Origin of the sequence: Nocardioides pymetrozini (assembly GCF_046058985.1) — a bacterium.
Lineage (GTDB): Bacteria > Actinomycetota > Actinomycetes > Propionibacteriales > Nocardioidaceae > Nocardioides.
In genome coordinates, this window is record NZ_CP175556.1 from 4,295,907 (window position 1) to 4,308,293 (window position 12,387).

The following is a 12,387-nucleotide window of genomic DNA, read 5'->3' on the forward strand; positions in this document are numbered from 1 at the left end:
AGCGCCTAGCGGCCGCCGGCCAGGTCCGCGAGAGGGACCGACGGGTCCCGGACGGCATCCGTCGCCGGCCCACCGACGACCGCGCGCAGAGGCTCGATCGCGTCCCAGTCGTTGAGGTGCATCCCGGCGACCACGCGGTCAGCGCTCAGCCACAGGACACTCGCGTGGCGGGCGCCGAGGTCGCCGCGCACCACGATCTCGTCGTACGCGGCGGCGTGGCCGACGTACTCCATGCCGAGGTCGTACTGGTCGGTGAAGAAGAAGGGCAGCCGGGTGTAGGGCTCCTCCGTGCCGAGCATCGCCCGCGCGGCGTGCCGGCCCTGGTGGAGGGCGGCGTCCCAGTGCTCGACGCGAATCCGGCTGCCGAGGGCGGGGTGGTCGTGGCGGGCGACGTCACCGGCGGCGAAGACGTGCGGGTCGGAGGTGCGCAGCCGGGCGTCGACGAGGACCCCGTCGTCGACGGCGAGCCCCGCCGCGGCCGCGAGGGCGTCGTTGGGCGTGACGCCGACGGCGACGAGGAGGAGGTCGGCGACCACCGGCTCGCTCCCCTCGACCCGGACCACCGCCCTGCCGCCGTCGTGCTCGACGCCGGCGACGCTCACCCCGAGACGCAGGTCCACCCCGTGCTCGCGGTGCAGGTCGGCGAACACGGTGGCGAGCTCGTCGCCGAGCACGCGCTGGAGCGGGAGGGCAGCGCTCTCGAGCACGGTCACTTCGGCCCCCCGCTGCCGGGCGGCGGACGCGACCTCGAGACCGATCCATCCCGCACCGATCACCGCGACCCTCGCGCCGGCGGCGATCCGGTCACGGAGGACGACGGCGTCGTCGAGGGTGCGCAGGTGCAGGACGGGGGCACCGGAGGCGTCAGCCATCCCCAGGTGCCGCGGTGCGGCACCGGTCGCGAGCAACAGCCGGTCGTAGGACAGCTCGCCGCCGCCCAGCACCACCCGCCGGCGGGCGAGGTCGAGGGCGGTCGCGGCCGTCCCGACCCGCAGGTCGACGTCGTGCTCGTCGTACCACTCCCGCGGATGGACCAGGGCGTCGTCGGGCGTGGCCGAGCCGAGCAGCAGCCCCTTGGACAGCGGCGGTCGCTCGTACGGCGGGTGGGGCTCCTCGCCGACGACGACGATGCTGCCCTCGTGGCCCTGCGCGCGCAGCTCGGCCACCGCGCTGGCCGCGGCGAGGCCGGCGCCCACGACCACGACGTCGGGGTGCCCGCTCATCGCCGGCCCCGGGTGAGGTCGAGGAACTCCGCGCGACTGCGGGGGTCGTCGCGCAGCCGGCCGAACAGGGCCGAGGTGAGCGTGCGCGACCCGGTGGCCCGGGCCCCGCGCAGGCACATGCAGGTGTGCTGCGCGTCGATCACGACGCCGACCCCGCGCGGCTCGAGCGCGCGCTGGAGGTGGTCGGCGACCCGCTTCGTGAGCCGCTCCTGGGTCTGCGGCCGGCGGGCGTGATGGTCGACCATCCGGGCGAACTTCGACAGCCCCAGGATCCGCGCGCCCGGCAGGTAGCCCACGTGCGCCACGCCCACGAACGGCAGCATGTGGTGCTCGCACAGCGACTGGACCGGGATGTCCTCGACCACCACGAGCTCGTCGTACTCGTCGTCGTTGGGGAAGGTGGTCAGCTCGAACGCCGGCGGTGAGGTCAGCTCGGCGAGCGCGTCGACCATCCGGCGGGGCGTGTCCGCCAGGTGCTCGACGCTCAGGTCGAGACCGAGGGCGGTCAGCAGGTCCACGGCGGCCCGGTGGGCCCCGGGGCGGTCGATCCCGGGGCCGTCGGTCGCCACCCGGGGACGCCAGTGCGGTTCTAAAATGGTCACAGTTTCTATTTAGAGCGCTGGGCGCGGTCCTGTCAACCGTCGCGCCGGCGGGCCTACCGAGCTGTAACTACCTGTTCGTGTTGCTACCTGACCCGTCTACGGGTCCGGGAGTGACGCGAACAGGTAGTTACAGCTCGCCGCTCAGCCCTTCTGCACCGCCGCCAGCACCGCGTCGAGCGTGGCCTTGAGGCGCGGCACCTCGTCGAGCAGCGCCATCTTGTCGTTGAGGTCGCCGAGCAGGGTCTCCACCTGGCCCAGCACCTGCCGGGTCTCGGCCAGGGTCGCGTCGACGGTCGTCAGCTTGCCGTCGACGTCGACGAGCGTGGTGTCGACGCTGCCGAGCGCGACCTCGGCGCTCTTGAGCACCTTGTCGGTGCGCTTGAGGACGTCGGCGACGGGGTTGAGGCCCACGGTTCTCTCCTTCGGTGGTGCGGACGCGAGGGGACGGCCGGGAACGGCAGGACCACTGTGTCAGGCCAGGCGACCCAGGACCGGCTCCGACTCGACGAGTCCCTCGTCGCTCGGCCGCTCCCCGCGACCGAACACGCGCTCGCGCTGCCGGGCCCGCCACTCCAGGTGGGCCTCGGCGGGGCGGTCGTAGCCGTAGCGCCCCCGGGCCTGCGCCGGGGTCAGCACCTCCGGGCTCGTCGGCGGTACGCCGAGCAGGACCGGCGCCACGACCGGGACCGTGCTGGGCGAGAGCAGTCCCAGGATCCGCAGCTGCAGCCGCTTGCTCGGCGACAGCGCCGCGAAGGTGGCCCGCAGCACGGGGCGGACCAGCAGGTCCACCGCACGCGACTGCGGCATGTCGGCCATCTCGCGCATCCAGTGCGGGAGCGTGGCGATGACGCCGGCCCGGAAGAACCACCCGACCAGCCACCGCGCCGGGCGGAGCACGGCCGGGACCTCGTCGGCGAGCTGGCTGATGTCCATCAGGTGCGCCATCGCCCGGCGGGCGATCGGCGAGCCGGACATGACCGGCCGCATCCGCTCGTAGTAGGCGTGCAGCTCGGCCCGCGAGCGCGGCACGTCGTCCGGGGAGCAGGTCTGCAGCTCGGCCGCCCGGGCACACTCGGCCCAGTACTGCGCCTCCTCGGCCGCGGAGAGCCGGCCCGGTCCGTACATCTCGTAGGCCTTGAGCACCGAGTGCCAGGCGGTGACGAGGATCCACAGCTGGGAGTCGGGGTCGTTGGCGTCGTACCGGTCACCGGCGTAGGGCTCGGTGCCGATCGCCTTGCTGTGCACCTTGACCAGGACGTCCGCCGCACGGGCGGTCGGGCGGCTCGCACCGAACGTCACCAGTGCGAAGTAGTGGACCGTCCGGTCGTACCGGGTCTTGGGGCGCCGGTAGATGTCCTGGGTGTGGTCGACCGACGCGACCAGGTGCGGGTCGAGCTCCTCGACCACCACGGCCCGGCTGAACCCGATGGTCAGCGAGGTGGGATAGCCCCAGACCTTCCAGGCCACGGAGTCGGGGCCGAAGAAGCCGTAGTCCTCGGCCGGGGTGACGCTGCGCGCGTGCTTCGAGATCGCCATGGCGCCAGAATGCTACACATGTGTAGTAAATGGAAGACCCGGGTGTCCCTAAGGTGGGCGCATGCCCGAGGAGAGCCGGAGACGGCGGCCGTACGCCGCGCGGGTGCCGATGCCCGAGCGCCGCGAGCAGCTGCTCGACGCGGCGCTGACGATCATCGACCGCGACGGCTACGACGGCGTCTCGATCGACGCGATCGCGCGCGAGGCGGGCGTCACGCGACCGGTCGTGTACGGCGCCTACGACGGGCTCGGCCCGCTGCTGACGGCCCTCCTCGACCGCCAGCAGCAGCGGGCGCTCACCCAGCTCTACGGCGCGCTCCCGCTCACCGCGCTCGCGAGCACTCCCCTCGAGCTGGTCGAGCGCGCCATCCCCGCACTACACGCGATGGTCCTCGCCGACCCGGTGACCTGGCGCGCGATCCTGCAGTCGCCGGCCAACGTGCCCGAGGTGGTCCGCCAGCGGATCGAGGCCGACCGGAGCCGGGTGCGCGGGACCATCCAGGGCCTCATCGGCGCCGTCCTACCGGCGGACGCCGACGCGGAGGTGCTGGCGCACGCGGTGCTCGCGATCCTCGACCACTTCGGCCGGCTCGTCCTGGCCGAGCCCGAGCGGTTCAGCGCCGAGCGCCTCGCCGCCACCGCGCGCGCCATGATCGGAGCATGGACGCCATGACAAGCGAACCCGCGACCCCGCCGCCCGCGGCACCGACCCGCCTCGCCACGCCCGCCGACGCCTTCGTCGTCGGCGGGATGCTCTTCGACTTCAACACCGAGTTCGAGGTGCCCACGCCCAGCGCCGCCGACTTCGGCGACCGGTTCACGGCGCTGCTGGCCCGCCCGGACGTCCTGGTGGTGCTCGCCGAGGACCCGGCCTCCGGCGCGGCGACCGGCTTCGGCTATCTCACCCTGCGCCCCACGCCGTACGGCGACGGGCCGCTGGCCCAGCTCGAGGAGCTCTACGTCGTCCCGGACCTGCGCGACCGCGGGATCGGCACCGCGCTGCTCACCCACGCGGTCGCCGAGGTCGAGCGGCGCGGCGCCATCGAGATGCTGATCAACGTCGACGAGGTCGACGTCGACACCCGGCGCTTCTACGAGCGCCACGGCTTCACGAACATCGAGCCGGGCGCCGAGTGCCGCATGCTGTGCTACCTGCGCGATCTCGCATGACGCGGCTGCGCCCGGCGCGCGCGGGCGAGGCCGCGTTGCTGTCGGCTCTGGCCCTCCGGTCGAAGGCGCACTGGGGCTACGACGCGGGCTTCCTCGACGCCTGCCGCGATGAGCTCACGCTGCGCGACGACGAGCTCGCCGAGCGCCGAACCGTCGTGGCCGAGGTCGACGGCCACCTCCACGGCTTCGCGACCCTGGAGGGCGCGCCGCCCGTCGGCGAGCTGGGGATGCTCTTCGTGGACCCGGTCGCGATCGGGCGCGGCCTCGGCGCCGCGCTCCTGACCCATCAGCTCGAGGCGGCGAGGGGGGCCGGCTTCCGGCTGCTCACCCTCGACGCCGACCCCAACGCCGAGGCGTTCTATCTCGCGCACGGCGCGCGCCGGGTGGGCGGCGTCCCGTCCGGCTCCGTCCCCGGCCGGGTGCTCCCGCGCCTCGAGGTCGACCTCTCAGGCCCCCGGCCCTCGTGACGCTGGCCGGGCGGTCTCGTCGCCGTCCGCGGTCGGCTCCGCGGCGAACTCCCCCGGCGTCAGGCCGGTGACCGCCCGCCAGTCCCGGGTGAAGTGCGCCTGGTCCGCATAGCCCAGGTCGGCGGCGACACGCGCGAGGTCGACGTGCTCGCCGGCGCGCAGCAGGTCGGCGGCGTCGTGGAGACGCCGGCGCTGGACGAGCCACTTCGGAGAGAGGCCGATCCTGCGGCGGGTCAGCCGCTGGAGCGCCCGCTCCCCGATGCCGAACTTCTCACACACCTGGGAGACCCGCTGCACCTCCCGCGCACCCTCGACGTACTCCACGACGGCGTTGACCAGCCGGCCCTCCTCGTCGACCGGGACGAGGACGGCGAGAGCCTCCGCGAGGAGCGCGCACGCCTCCTGCTGACGGGCAATCTCGGCGGGATCCGTGCCGAGCGCGCCGCGCACCGCCGCGACGAGCGCAGGGGCGTCGACCCCCGCGACCGTGGCGAGGTCTCGACGCAGGTTGGCCAGCTCGGCGACCGGTCCCCCGGCGAGCGCCAGCCCGGCCGCCGGCTGCATCATCGCGCCGACGACCCAGCCGTCGCCGCGCAGCTCCTCGGTCGTCAGGCCGGTGTGCGGTCCGACCAGCTCGGCCCGGTCCGGGCCGACGACGACCTGGCACACCGGGTACTGCAGCACCCGCTGCACCGAGCTCCGTCCCGGTGGCAGCGACCAGACGGGCACCCAGAAGCGGCGCACGAGCTCGCCGAGCCACGGCGGCGGGGCGTAGCGTCGCAGCGAGGGACTGAACCCGCGCGCGTCCCGCAGCTGCGCGGGCTCGACCACGTCGAGGGGTCCGTCGGGGCGCCAGCGCATGTGTCGGATTCTTTCAAGACGGTGTCGGTGTGGCCGGCGAAGGTGGACCCATGACCACTCCTGTCGCCAGCCCCCTGACCGAGCTCATCGCCTTCACCATCGACGCGTCCGACGCCGCCGCGCTGGCCCGCTTCTACGCCGACCTGACCGGCGGCGAGGTGACCGGCGACTACCCGGAGTACGGCTACGCCTCCGCGTCGATCCTCGGTGCCACCTTCAACTTCCAGACCGTCGCCGACTACGCCCGCCCGCAGTGGCCCGGTCAGGAGCACCCCCAGCAGTTCCACCTCGACTTCCGGGTGCCCGACCTCGAGGCCGCCACCGCGCACGCGACCGCGCTGGGCGCGACGGTCGCGGCGACCCAGCCCGCGGCCAGCGTCGGCGGCGCCTGGCGGGTGATGATCGATCCCGACGGCCACCCGTTCTGCCTCTGCCCGCCGCAGGAGTGAGCGGCGCCCGCCTCGGCACACCGCACACGGCCTCAGCGCCGGGGGCCGGCGTTCGGCATCAGCGCTCGGGCCGCACGACCAGGAAGTAGATGCCGACGACGAGCACGGCCACGACGCAGATCTCCAGCACCATCGCCCGGGCTCCGGGAGATGCCCGGTGCCGGCGCAGGAACCAGGCGACGGAGCCGAGGCCGAGGACGACGACGACCACCGCCTCGACCCAGAGGCCGGGGTTGACCGAGCGCAGCACCGGGCCCCCATTCCGGCGCCGGCTTGCCGATCCGACGCCTCTGCCGCCATGACGCGGGCGTCCCGGACCTGCCCCGAGGCTCCACGGTACGCCGCGACGGCCGTCGCCGGAACGCGATCGGCACAACCGGCGGACCGGACCGCGAGACGCGGGCGGTCCGCCGGGTGGGCGAGGCGTGAGGTGGGGTCGCGGGGCGAGGGGTGTTCGACCCGGAGGTTTCGAGGCTCGTCGCTAGCGCTCCTCGCAGCTCAACCACCGGGGTCAGCCGGCGATGCGGATCAGCTTCTTGTTGACGAACTCCTCCATGCCGAAGCGGCCGAGCTCGCGACCGAAGCCGGAGCGCTTGACGCCGCCGAAGGGGAGCTCGGCGGCGTCGAGGCCGACGCCGTTGACGAAGACCATGCCGGCCTCGATCTGGTCGGCGACCCGCTGGGCCTGCGCGGGGTCGGTGGAGAAGACGTAGGAGCCGAGGCCGTAGGGCGTGTCGTTGGCGATCCGGACCGCCTCGTCCTCGTCGCCCGCCCGGAAGACCATCGCGACCGGGCCGAACAGCTCCTGGCGGTAGGCCGGGTTGTCCGTGGTGATGTCCGAGAGCACCCCGCTGGGGAAGAAGGCGCCCTTGCGCTCGCCGGCGCTGGCGAGCTGCGCGCCGCCGGCGACGGCCTCGCCGACCTGCTTCTCGAGGGTGTCCGCGGCCGCGACGGAGGAGAGCGGAGAGCCCTCGGACGCCGCGAGCAGGGCTTCGGTGAACTTGGCGACGAACTCGTCGTACAGGCCGTCGACGACGATGAACCGCTTGCCGCCGTTGCAGACCTGGCCGGCGTTGTCCATGCGGGCGAAGACGGCTGCCTCGACCGTGGCGTCCAGGTCGTCGGTGGAGAGCACGATGAACGGGTCCGAGCCGCCCAGCTCGAGGACGACCTTCTTCAGGTTGCGCCCGGCGATCTCGGCGACCGCCGCGCCGGCGCGCTCGGAGCCGGTCAGCGAGACGCCCTGGACGCGCGGGTCGGCGATGATGTCCGCGACCTGCTCGTTGGTGGCGTAGACGTTGACGTAGGCACCCTCGGGGAAGCCGGCGTCGCGGAAGATCTGCTCCTGCAGGGCCGCCGACCGGGGGCACTGCGGCGCGTGCTTGAGCACGATGGTGTTGCCGGTCGCCAGGTTGGGACCGGCGAAGCGGGCGATCTGGTAGACGGGGAAGTTCCACGGCATGATCCCCAGCAGCACGCCGACGGGCGCGCGGCGGATCACGGCGCTGCCCTCACCCTCGCCGAGCTCGATGGGCTCGTCGGCGAGGAAGCGCTCCGCGTTGTCGGCGTAGAACTCGTAGATCGCCGCCGAGAAGTCGACCTCGCCCTCGGCGTCGCTCAACGGCTTGCCCATCTCCTCCACGATCGCCGCGGCGAGCTCGTCGATGCGCTCGCGATGCAGCTCGGCGACCCGGCGGACGAGCGCCGCGCGCTCGGCGACGGTGGAGGTCCGCCCCCAGGAGGAGTACGCCGCGGCGGCGGCGTCGACGGCGGCCGCGATGTCGGCGTCGGTGGCGGTCGGGAAGGTCTCGACCAGCTCTCCGGTGGCGGGATTGCGGACGGCGTACTCGGTCATGCGGGGGTCTCCTTCGACACGGGCAGATGGGTTCGGGTGCGGGATGGTGCGGGTGGTGCTGGCTCCGCGGCCTAGCGGGCGGCCTCGACGTCCGAGGAGAGTCGCTGCGCCAGCCAGACCGGGATGATGGAGAACACGATGAGGATCACGGCGACGACGTTCACCACGGGCGCCTGGTTGGGCCGGAACATGTTGTTCAGGATCCAGATCGGCAGGGTGTTGGCGCCGTTGCCGGCGGTGAACGTGGTCACGATGATCTCGTCGAAGCTCAGTGCGAAGGCCAGCATGCCACCGGCGAGAAGGGCCGAGCGAAGCTGCGGCAGGGTCACCAGCCGGAAGGTGGTCAGCACGCCGGCACCGAGGTCGGCGGAGGCCTCCTCGAGGCTGGTGCCCAGCCGGCGCAGCCGGGCCTGCACGTTGTTGAACACGGTGACGATGCAGAAGGTCGCGTGCGCGACGACGATCGTCCAGATCGACAGGTCGACGCCGAGGATGCCCTTGAAGCCGTTGTTCAGCGCGATGCCCGTGACGACCCCCGGCAGCGCGATGGGCAGGATCACCAGCAGGTTGACCGAGCTCTTGCCGAAGAACGAGTAGCGCTGCAGGGCGAGCGCGAGCAGCGTGCCGAGGACCAGCGCGAGCAGCGTCGAGATCGCCGCGACCTGCAGGCTCGTCACCAGCGCCTCGCGGGCGCCGTCGCTGTGCGCCGCCCGGCGCCACCACTCGAAGGTGACGCCGTCGGGCGGCCAGGTCATCGACTGGCTCGGGTTCACCGAGTTCGCGACGACCACGAGCAGCGGCAGGTAGATCAGTGCCAGCACGCCGAAGGTCAGGCCGGCCAGCACCTTGCGGGAGAGGGGGCTGAGCGTCATCAGAGGTTCTCCAGGGCTCCGGTACGACGGATGGCGGTCAGCAGCACGAGCATCACGACGATCGGGATCATCGCGATGGCGGCGGCGAGCGGGAGGTTGTTGGCCGCGCCGGCGTTGATGAAGACCAGGTTGCCGAGCATCTGGCTGGCGCCGCCGACGATGTTGACGGTGATGTAGTCGCCCATGGTCAGCGAGAAGCTGAAGATCGCGCCTGCGACGATGCCCGGCACGAGCAGCGGCATCACGACCGAGCGCACGACCATGCCGGTCGGGGCACCCAGGTCGCCGGCGGCCTCGAGCAGCGAGTCGGGGACCCGCTCCAGCGCGGCGAAGATCGGCAGGATGACATAGGGCAGCCAGAGATAGGCCTGGGTGATCACGACGGCGGTCAGGCCGTACCCGGGCGAGCCGAGGCCGCTCCACTCGGCGAGACCGCCCTCGGAGAGGACCACCCGCCAGGAGAAGACCTTGACCAGGTAGCTGGCCCACAGCGGGGTCAGCACGGCGACCACCAGCATCCGGCGGGCGCGCGGCGAGGCGACCTTCGCCATGTAGAACGCGATCGGGAGCGCGATGGCGAGGTCGACCACGGTCACGGCGGCCGCGACGGCGAGCGTGCGGACGGTGACGTTGCGGTAGACCTCGCTCTCGAGGAGGGTGCGGAAGTTGTCCAACGTCCACGTCCGGTCGATCTCGCTGCTGAGGCTGTCCACCGACCACAGCGAGGTGATCAGCAGAGCCACCAGCGCGACGACGTACACCAGGAGCATCCAGGCGAGCGGGGCGGAGAGCAGGAGCGAGAGTCGCAGCCACACCAGGCGGTGCAGCAGCCGGGACCCCGGCCGGGCCACCAGGCCCCGCAGAGCGGGGTCGGTGGACCGGCCGGGCCGGGTGTCGTTCGACGAGGTGGACGTGGCGGACATGATCAGCCCTTGATCTCCGTCCAGGCCTCGGTCCACTGCGCGTAGTCGGTGCACTCGACGTCGGTGCGGCCGTCCAGGCAGTCCTTGATCGGCGTACGCCAGAACCACAGCTGCTGGGCGTACTCCTCGTCACCGGCGTGGAAGGTCTCGCAGTGCTTCGGGTCGGTGGTCTTCTCGCACGCCTCCGGGCTGTTGGGCGCCTCGCCGAAGTACTCGGTCGCCTGCGCGTTGGCCTCCGGGCTGAGGATGTAGTCCATCCACTTGTAGGCGCAGTTGGGGTTCTTCGCCTGCGAGGAGAGCATCCAGGTGTCGTTCCACGCGGTGGCGCCCTCGGTCGGCAGCGTGACGTCGACGTCGGGGTTCTTGATGTTGTTCTTGATGACCTGCCAGGTCGTGCCGACCACCGAGTCGCCCGTCTCGAAGGCCTGGATCTCCTTCAGGTAGTCCGACCAGTACTCCCCGACGTACTTGCGCTGCTCCTTGAGGAGGGCGACCGCGGCGTCGAGCTGCTCCTGGTCCAGGGCGTAGGGGTTCTCGATGCCCAGCTCGGGCTGGGTCTTCATGAGGTAGAGCGCGGCGTCGGCGATGTAGATCGGCGAGTCGTACGCCGTCACCTTGCCCTTGTTCCGCTCCAGCTGCTCCTTGTCGAACACCGCGCCCCACGAGGTCGGCGGCTCCGCGAAGTTCTTCTTGTTGAACATGAGCAGGTTGGCGCCGTAGCCGTGCGGGACGCCGTAGTTCTTGCCGTCCACCGAGTTCCACTCGGTGTCCTTGAGGAAGTCGTAGACGTTCTCGTAGTTCGGCACCAGGTCGGTGTTGATCTCCTGAGCCTCGTCGGAGGCGATCAGGCGCAGCGAGAGGTCGCCCGAGGCGGCGATGACGTCGTACTCGCCGGACTTGGCGAGGTTGAGCGCCTCGTCCGAGGTGCCGTAGACCTTGCTGGTGACCTCGCAGCCGGTGTCCTTCTCGAACGCGCTGACCCAGTCGACGGCCGGGTCGTTGCTGCCGTCCTCGACGTAGCCGGGCCACGCGAGGATCGACACCTGGCCCTCGGTCTTGCCGAGCTTCTCGACGGCCTCGGTGGACTTGTCGTCGTCCCCGCTGCCGCAGGCGCTCAGCACCGAGACCGAGAGCAGGGTCAGACAGGCGGTGGCCACGCGGCCTTTCCGGAGGGAGTGGTTCATCGGGTTTCTCCGCTTTCTGTTGAGGGGCAGATGGGTGGGAGCACAGGGGGTGCGGCGGCTCAGGCGCCGGCCGCGAGCGGGACGACGTCCGCGCGAGCGAACCGGACGGTGACGTCGTCACCGCGGTGCTCGCGCGCGTCGAGGGAGCCGGTCGACTGCTCGAGCGCGATCAGCTCGACGCCGTCGGAGGTCCGCAGGTGCACGCGGTTGCCGGTGCCGAGGTAGATGGTCTCGACGACGACCGCGTCGAGCCGGATCTCGTCGGGCCGGGCCGGGCCGTCGCCCTCGCCGGCCGGCGAGAGCCGCAGCCGCTCGGGCCGCACGGCATGCTCGGCGGCGACGCCGAGGATCCGCTGGGACGTCGCCGCGTCGAAGAGGTTCGTCGTACCGACGAAGCCGGCGACGTACGCCGAGGTCGGGTTCTCGTAGATCTCCCGCGGCGTCCCCAGCTGCTGGATGCGGCCGGCGTCGAAGACCGCGATCCGGTCGCTGAGCGTCAGCGCCTCCTCCTGGTCGTGGGTGACGAAGACGAAGGTGATCCCGAGCTCGCGCTGGAGCTGCTTGAGCTCGACCTGCATCTGCTCGCGCAGCTTGAGGTCGAGCGCGCCGAGCGGCTCGTCGAGCAGCAGGACGCGCGGCTCGAGCACGATGGCGCGCGCGAGCGCCACCCGCTGGCGCTGGCCGCCGGAGAGCTGGGCCGGCCGCCGGGCCCCGAGGTGGCCGAGCCGGACCGTGTCGAGCGCCTGCTGGGCCCGCTCCCGACGCTCCTTCTTGCCGAGCCCGCGCACCCGCAGGCCGTAGGCCACGTTGTCGAGGACGCTCATGTGCGGGAAGAGCGCGTAGTCCTGGAAGACGGTGTGCACGTCGCGCTCGAAGGGCGCGCTGCGCGTGACGTCGACCCCGCCGAGCTCGACGGTCCCGGCGGTGGCCTGCTCGAAGCCGGCGATGAGCCGCAGCACGGTGGTCTTGCCCGAGCCCGAGGGGCCGAGCATCGAGAAGAACTCGCCGTCGGCGATGTCGAGGTCGACGCCGTCGACCGCGACGACGTCGCCGAAGGCCTTGCGCAGCCCGCGGATGGCGATCGCGGGGGTGCGGTCGACGGCAACCGCCTCGGCGGCTGTGCTGGTCGAGAGAGACATCGGATGTGCCTTTCGTCACGTTCGGATTGGCGTTAAGATATGACTTCACAGTTCAAAGCACAAGGCCTTCGGGCAAGATGGTCGAGGAAAGTCGCGCGGCACCCGT

Annotated in this window: 15 protein-coding genes; 4 read left to right on the top strand and 11 right to left on the bottom strand. The window is 72.0% G+C overall.

The annotated features are described in order from the left end of the window. Positions 1 to 5: 5 nt before the first annotated feature. From ACJ5H2_RS20965 to ACJ5H2_RS20980, 4 genes are all read right to left on the bottom strand, one after another. On the bottom strand, positions 6 to 1,223 hold the full coding sequence (locus tag ACJ5H2_RS20965) for an NAD(P)/FAD-dependent oxidoreductase (protein WP_408897376.1): 1,218 nt from the start codon (positions 1,221 to 1,223) through the stop codon (positions 6 to 8). Further along, positions 1,220 to 1,792, bottom strand: coding sequence for a GTP cyclohydrolase I (folE, locus tag ACJ5H2_RS20970; RefSeq protein WP_408897377.1), 573 nt, complete (start codon positions 1,790 to 1,792; stop codon positions 1,220 to 1,222). Before folE ends, ACJ5H2_RS20965 begins: the two co-directional genes overlap by 4 nt. 174 nt (positions 1,793 to 1,966) lie before the next feature. Then, on the bottom strand, positions 1,967 to 2,236 hold the full coding sequence (locus ACJ5H2_RS20975) for a hypothetical protein (RefSeq protein ID WP_408897378.1): 270 nt from the start codon (positions 2,234 to 2,236) through the stop codon (positions 1,967 to 1,969). A gap of 60 nt (positions 2,237 to 2,296) precedes the next feature. Then, positions 2,297 to 3,361 carry an oxygenase MpaB family protein gene (locus ACJ5H2_RS20980; RefSeq protein WP_408897379.1) on the bottom strand — a complete coding sequence of 355 codons (1,065 nt, stop codon included), beginning with the start codon at positions 3,359 to 3,361 and terminating at the stop codon, positions 2,297 to 2,299. 61 nt (positions 3,362 to 3,422) lie between these two features. On the opposite strand from ACJ5H2_RS20980, the gene ACJ5H2_RS20985 reads away from it, so the two are divergent. The 3 genes from ACJ5H2_RS20985 to ACJ5H2_RS20995 are packed head-to-tail and all read left to right on the top strand — an operon-like array spanning position 3,423 to position 4,998. Beyond that, complete coding sequence (locus ACJ5H2_RS20985; protein ID WP_408897380.1) at positions 3,423 to 4,034, top strand: TetR/AcrR family transcriptional regulator; 612 nt, start codon at positions 3,423 to 3,425, stop codon at positions 4,032 to 4,034. Then, a complete protein-coding gene (locus ACJ5H2_RS20990) occupies positions 4,031 to 4,531 on the top strand; it encodes an N-acetyltransferase family protein (protein WP_408897381.1) in 501 nt (166 codons plus the stop codon). Before ACJ5H2_RS20985 ends, ACJ5H2_RS20990 begins: the two co-directional genes overlap by 4 nt. Next, the gene (locus tag ACJ5H2_RS20995; RefSeq protein ID WP_408897382.1) at positions 4,528 to 4,998 is read left to right on the top strand and encodes a GNAT family N-acetyltransferase; all 471 of its coding nucleotides are present in this window, start codon (positions 4,528 to 4,530) and stop codon (positions 4,996 to 4,998) included. The genes ACJ5H2_RS20990 and ACJ5H2_RS20995 overlap by 4 nt, the downstream gene beginning before the upstream one ends. Here the strand turns inward: ACJ5H2_RS20995 and ACJ5H2_RS21000 are convergent. Next, positions 4,978 to 5,859: a helix-turn-helix domain-containing protein gene (locus ACJ5H2_RS21000; RefSeq protein WP_408897383.1), complete on the bottom strand. Its 882-nt coding sequence runs from the start codon at positions 5,857 to 5,859 to the stop codon at positions 4,978 to 4,980. The two genes, ACJ5H2_RS20995 and ACJ5H2_RS21000, sit on opposite strands and share 21 nt — an antisense overlap. 50 nt (positions 5,860 to 5,909) lie before the next feature. On the opposite strand from ACJ5H2_RS21000, the gene ACJ5H2_RS21005 reads away from it, so the two are divergent. Beyond that, entirely contained in the window at positions 5,910 to 6,308 is a 399-nt protein-coding gene (locus tag ACJ5H2_RS21005; protein ID WP_408897384.1) for a VOC family protein, read from the top strand. A gap of 58 nt (positions 6,309 to 6,366) precedes the next feature. Here the strand turns inward: ACJ5H2_RS21005 and ACJ5H2_RS21010 are convergent, their stop codons facing one another. From ACJ5H2_RS21010 to ACJ5H2_RS21035, 6 genes are all read right to left on the bottom strand, one after another. Further along, on the bottom strand, positions 6,367 to 6,558 hold the full coding sequence (locus ACJ5H2_RS21010; protein WP_408897385.1) for a hypothetical protein: 192 nt from the start codon (positions 6,556 to 6,558) through the stop codon (positions 6,367 to 6,369). Between the two features lie 261 nt (positions 6,559 to 6,819). Beyond that, entirely contained in the window at positions 6,820 to 8,163 is a 1,344-nt protein-coding gene (locus ACJ5H2_RS21015; RefSeq protein ID WP_408897386.1) for an NAD-dependent succinate-semialdehyde dehydrogenase, read from the bottom strand. A 71-nt stretch (positions 8,164 to 8,234) separates the two neighbouring features. Beyond that, positions 8,235 to 9,035 (bottom strand): ABC transporter permease, encoded by an 801-nt coding sequence (locus ACJ5H2_RS21020; protein ID WP_408897387.1) that lies wholly within the window; start codon positions 9,033 to 9,035, stop codon positions 8,235 to 8,237. Then, the gene (locus tag ACJ5H2_RS21025; RefSeq protein WP_408897388.1) at positions 9,035 to 9,958 is read right to left on the bottom strand and encodes an ABC transporter permease; all 924 of its coding nucleotides are present in this window, start codon (positions 9,956 to 9,958) and stop codon (positions 9,035 to 9,037) included. Before ACJ5H2_RS21025 ends, ACJ5H2_RS21020 begins: the two co-directional genes overlap by 1 nt. Before the next feature lie 2 nt (positions 9,959 to 9,960). Continuing rightward, complete coding sequence (locus ACJ5H2_RS21030) at positions 9,961 to 11,142, bottom strand: extracellular solute-binding protein (RefSeq protein ID WP_408897389.1); 1,182 nt, start codon at positions 11,140 to 11,142, stop codon at positions 9,961 to 9,963. Positions 11,143 to 11,201: 59 nt separating this feature from the next. Continuing rightward, positions 11,202 to 12,281: an ABC transporter ATP-binding protein gene (locus ACJ5H2_RS21035; RefSeq protein ID WP_408897390.1), complete on the bottom strand. Its 1,080-nt coding sequence runs from the start codon at positions 12,279 to 12,281 to the stop codon at positions 11,202 to 11,204. Between the last annotated feature and the right edge of the window lie 106 nt (positions 12,282 to 12,387).

Coding starts and splice junctions, on each gene's coding strand:
- ACJ5H2_RS20965 (WP_408897376.1), bottom strand. CDS start 1,223: ATGAGCGGGCACCCCGACGTCGTGGTCGTGGGCGCCGGCCTCGCCGCG.
- ACJ5H2_RS20980 (WP_408897379.1), bottom strand. CDS start 3,361: ATGGCGATCTCGAAGCACGCGCGCAGCGTCACCCCGGCCGAGGACTAC.
- ACJ5H2_RS20985 (WP_408897380.1), top strand. CDS start 3,423: ATGCCCGAGGAGAGCCGGAGACGGCGGCCGTACGCCGCGCGGGTGCCG.
- ACJ5H2_RS20990 (WP_408897381.1), top strand. CDS start 4,031: ATGACAAGCGAACCCGCGACCCCGCCGCCCGCGGCACCGACCCGCCTC.
- ACJ5H2_RS20995 (WP_408897382.1), top strand. CDS start 4,528: ATGACGCGGCTGCGCCCGGCGCGCGCGGGCGAGGCCGCGTTGCTGTCG.
- ACJ5H2_RS21000 (WP_408897383.1), bottom strand. CDS start 5,859: ATGCGCTGGCGCCCCGACGGACCCCTCGACGTGGTCGAGCCCGCGCAG.
- ACJ5H2_RS21005 (WP_408897384.1), top strand. CDS start 5,910: ATGACCACTCCTGTCGCCAGCCCCCTGACCGAGCTCATCGCCTTCACC.
- ACJ5H2_RS21015 (WP_408897386.1), bottom strand. CDS start 8,163: ATGACCGAGTACGCCGTCCGCAATCCCGCCACCGGAGAGCTGGTCGAG.
- ACJ5H2_RS21020 (WP_408897387.1), bottom strand. CDS start 9,035: ATGACGCTCAGCCCCCTCTCCCGCAAGGTGCTGGCCGGCCTGACCTTC.
- ACJ5H2_RS21025 (WP_408897388.1), bottom strand. CDS start 9,958: ATGTCCGCCACGTCCACCTCGTCGAACGACACCCGGCCCGGCCGGTCC.
- ACJ5H2_RS21030 (WP_408897389.1), bottom strand. CDS start 11,142: ATGAACCACTCCCTCCGGAAAGGCCGCGTGGCCACCGCCTGTCTGACC.
- ACJ5H2_RS21035 (WP_408897390.1), bottom strand. CDS start 12,281: ATGTCTCTCTCGACCAGCACAGCCGCCGAGGCGGTTGCCGTCGACCGC.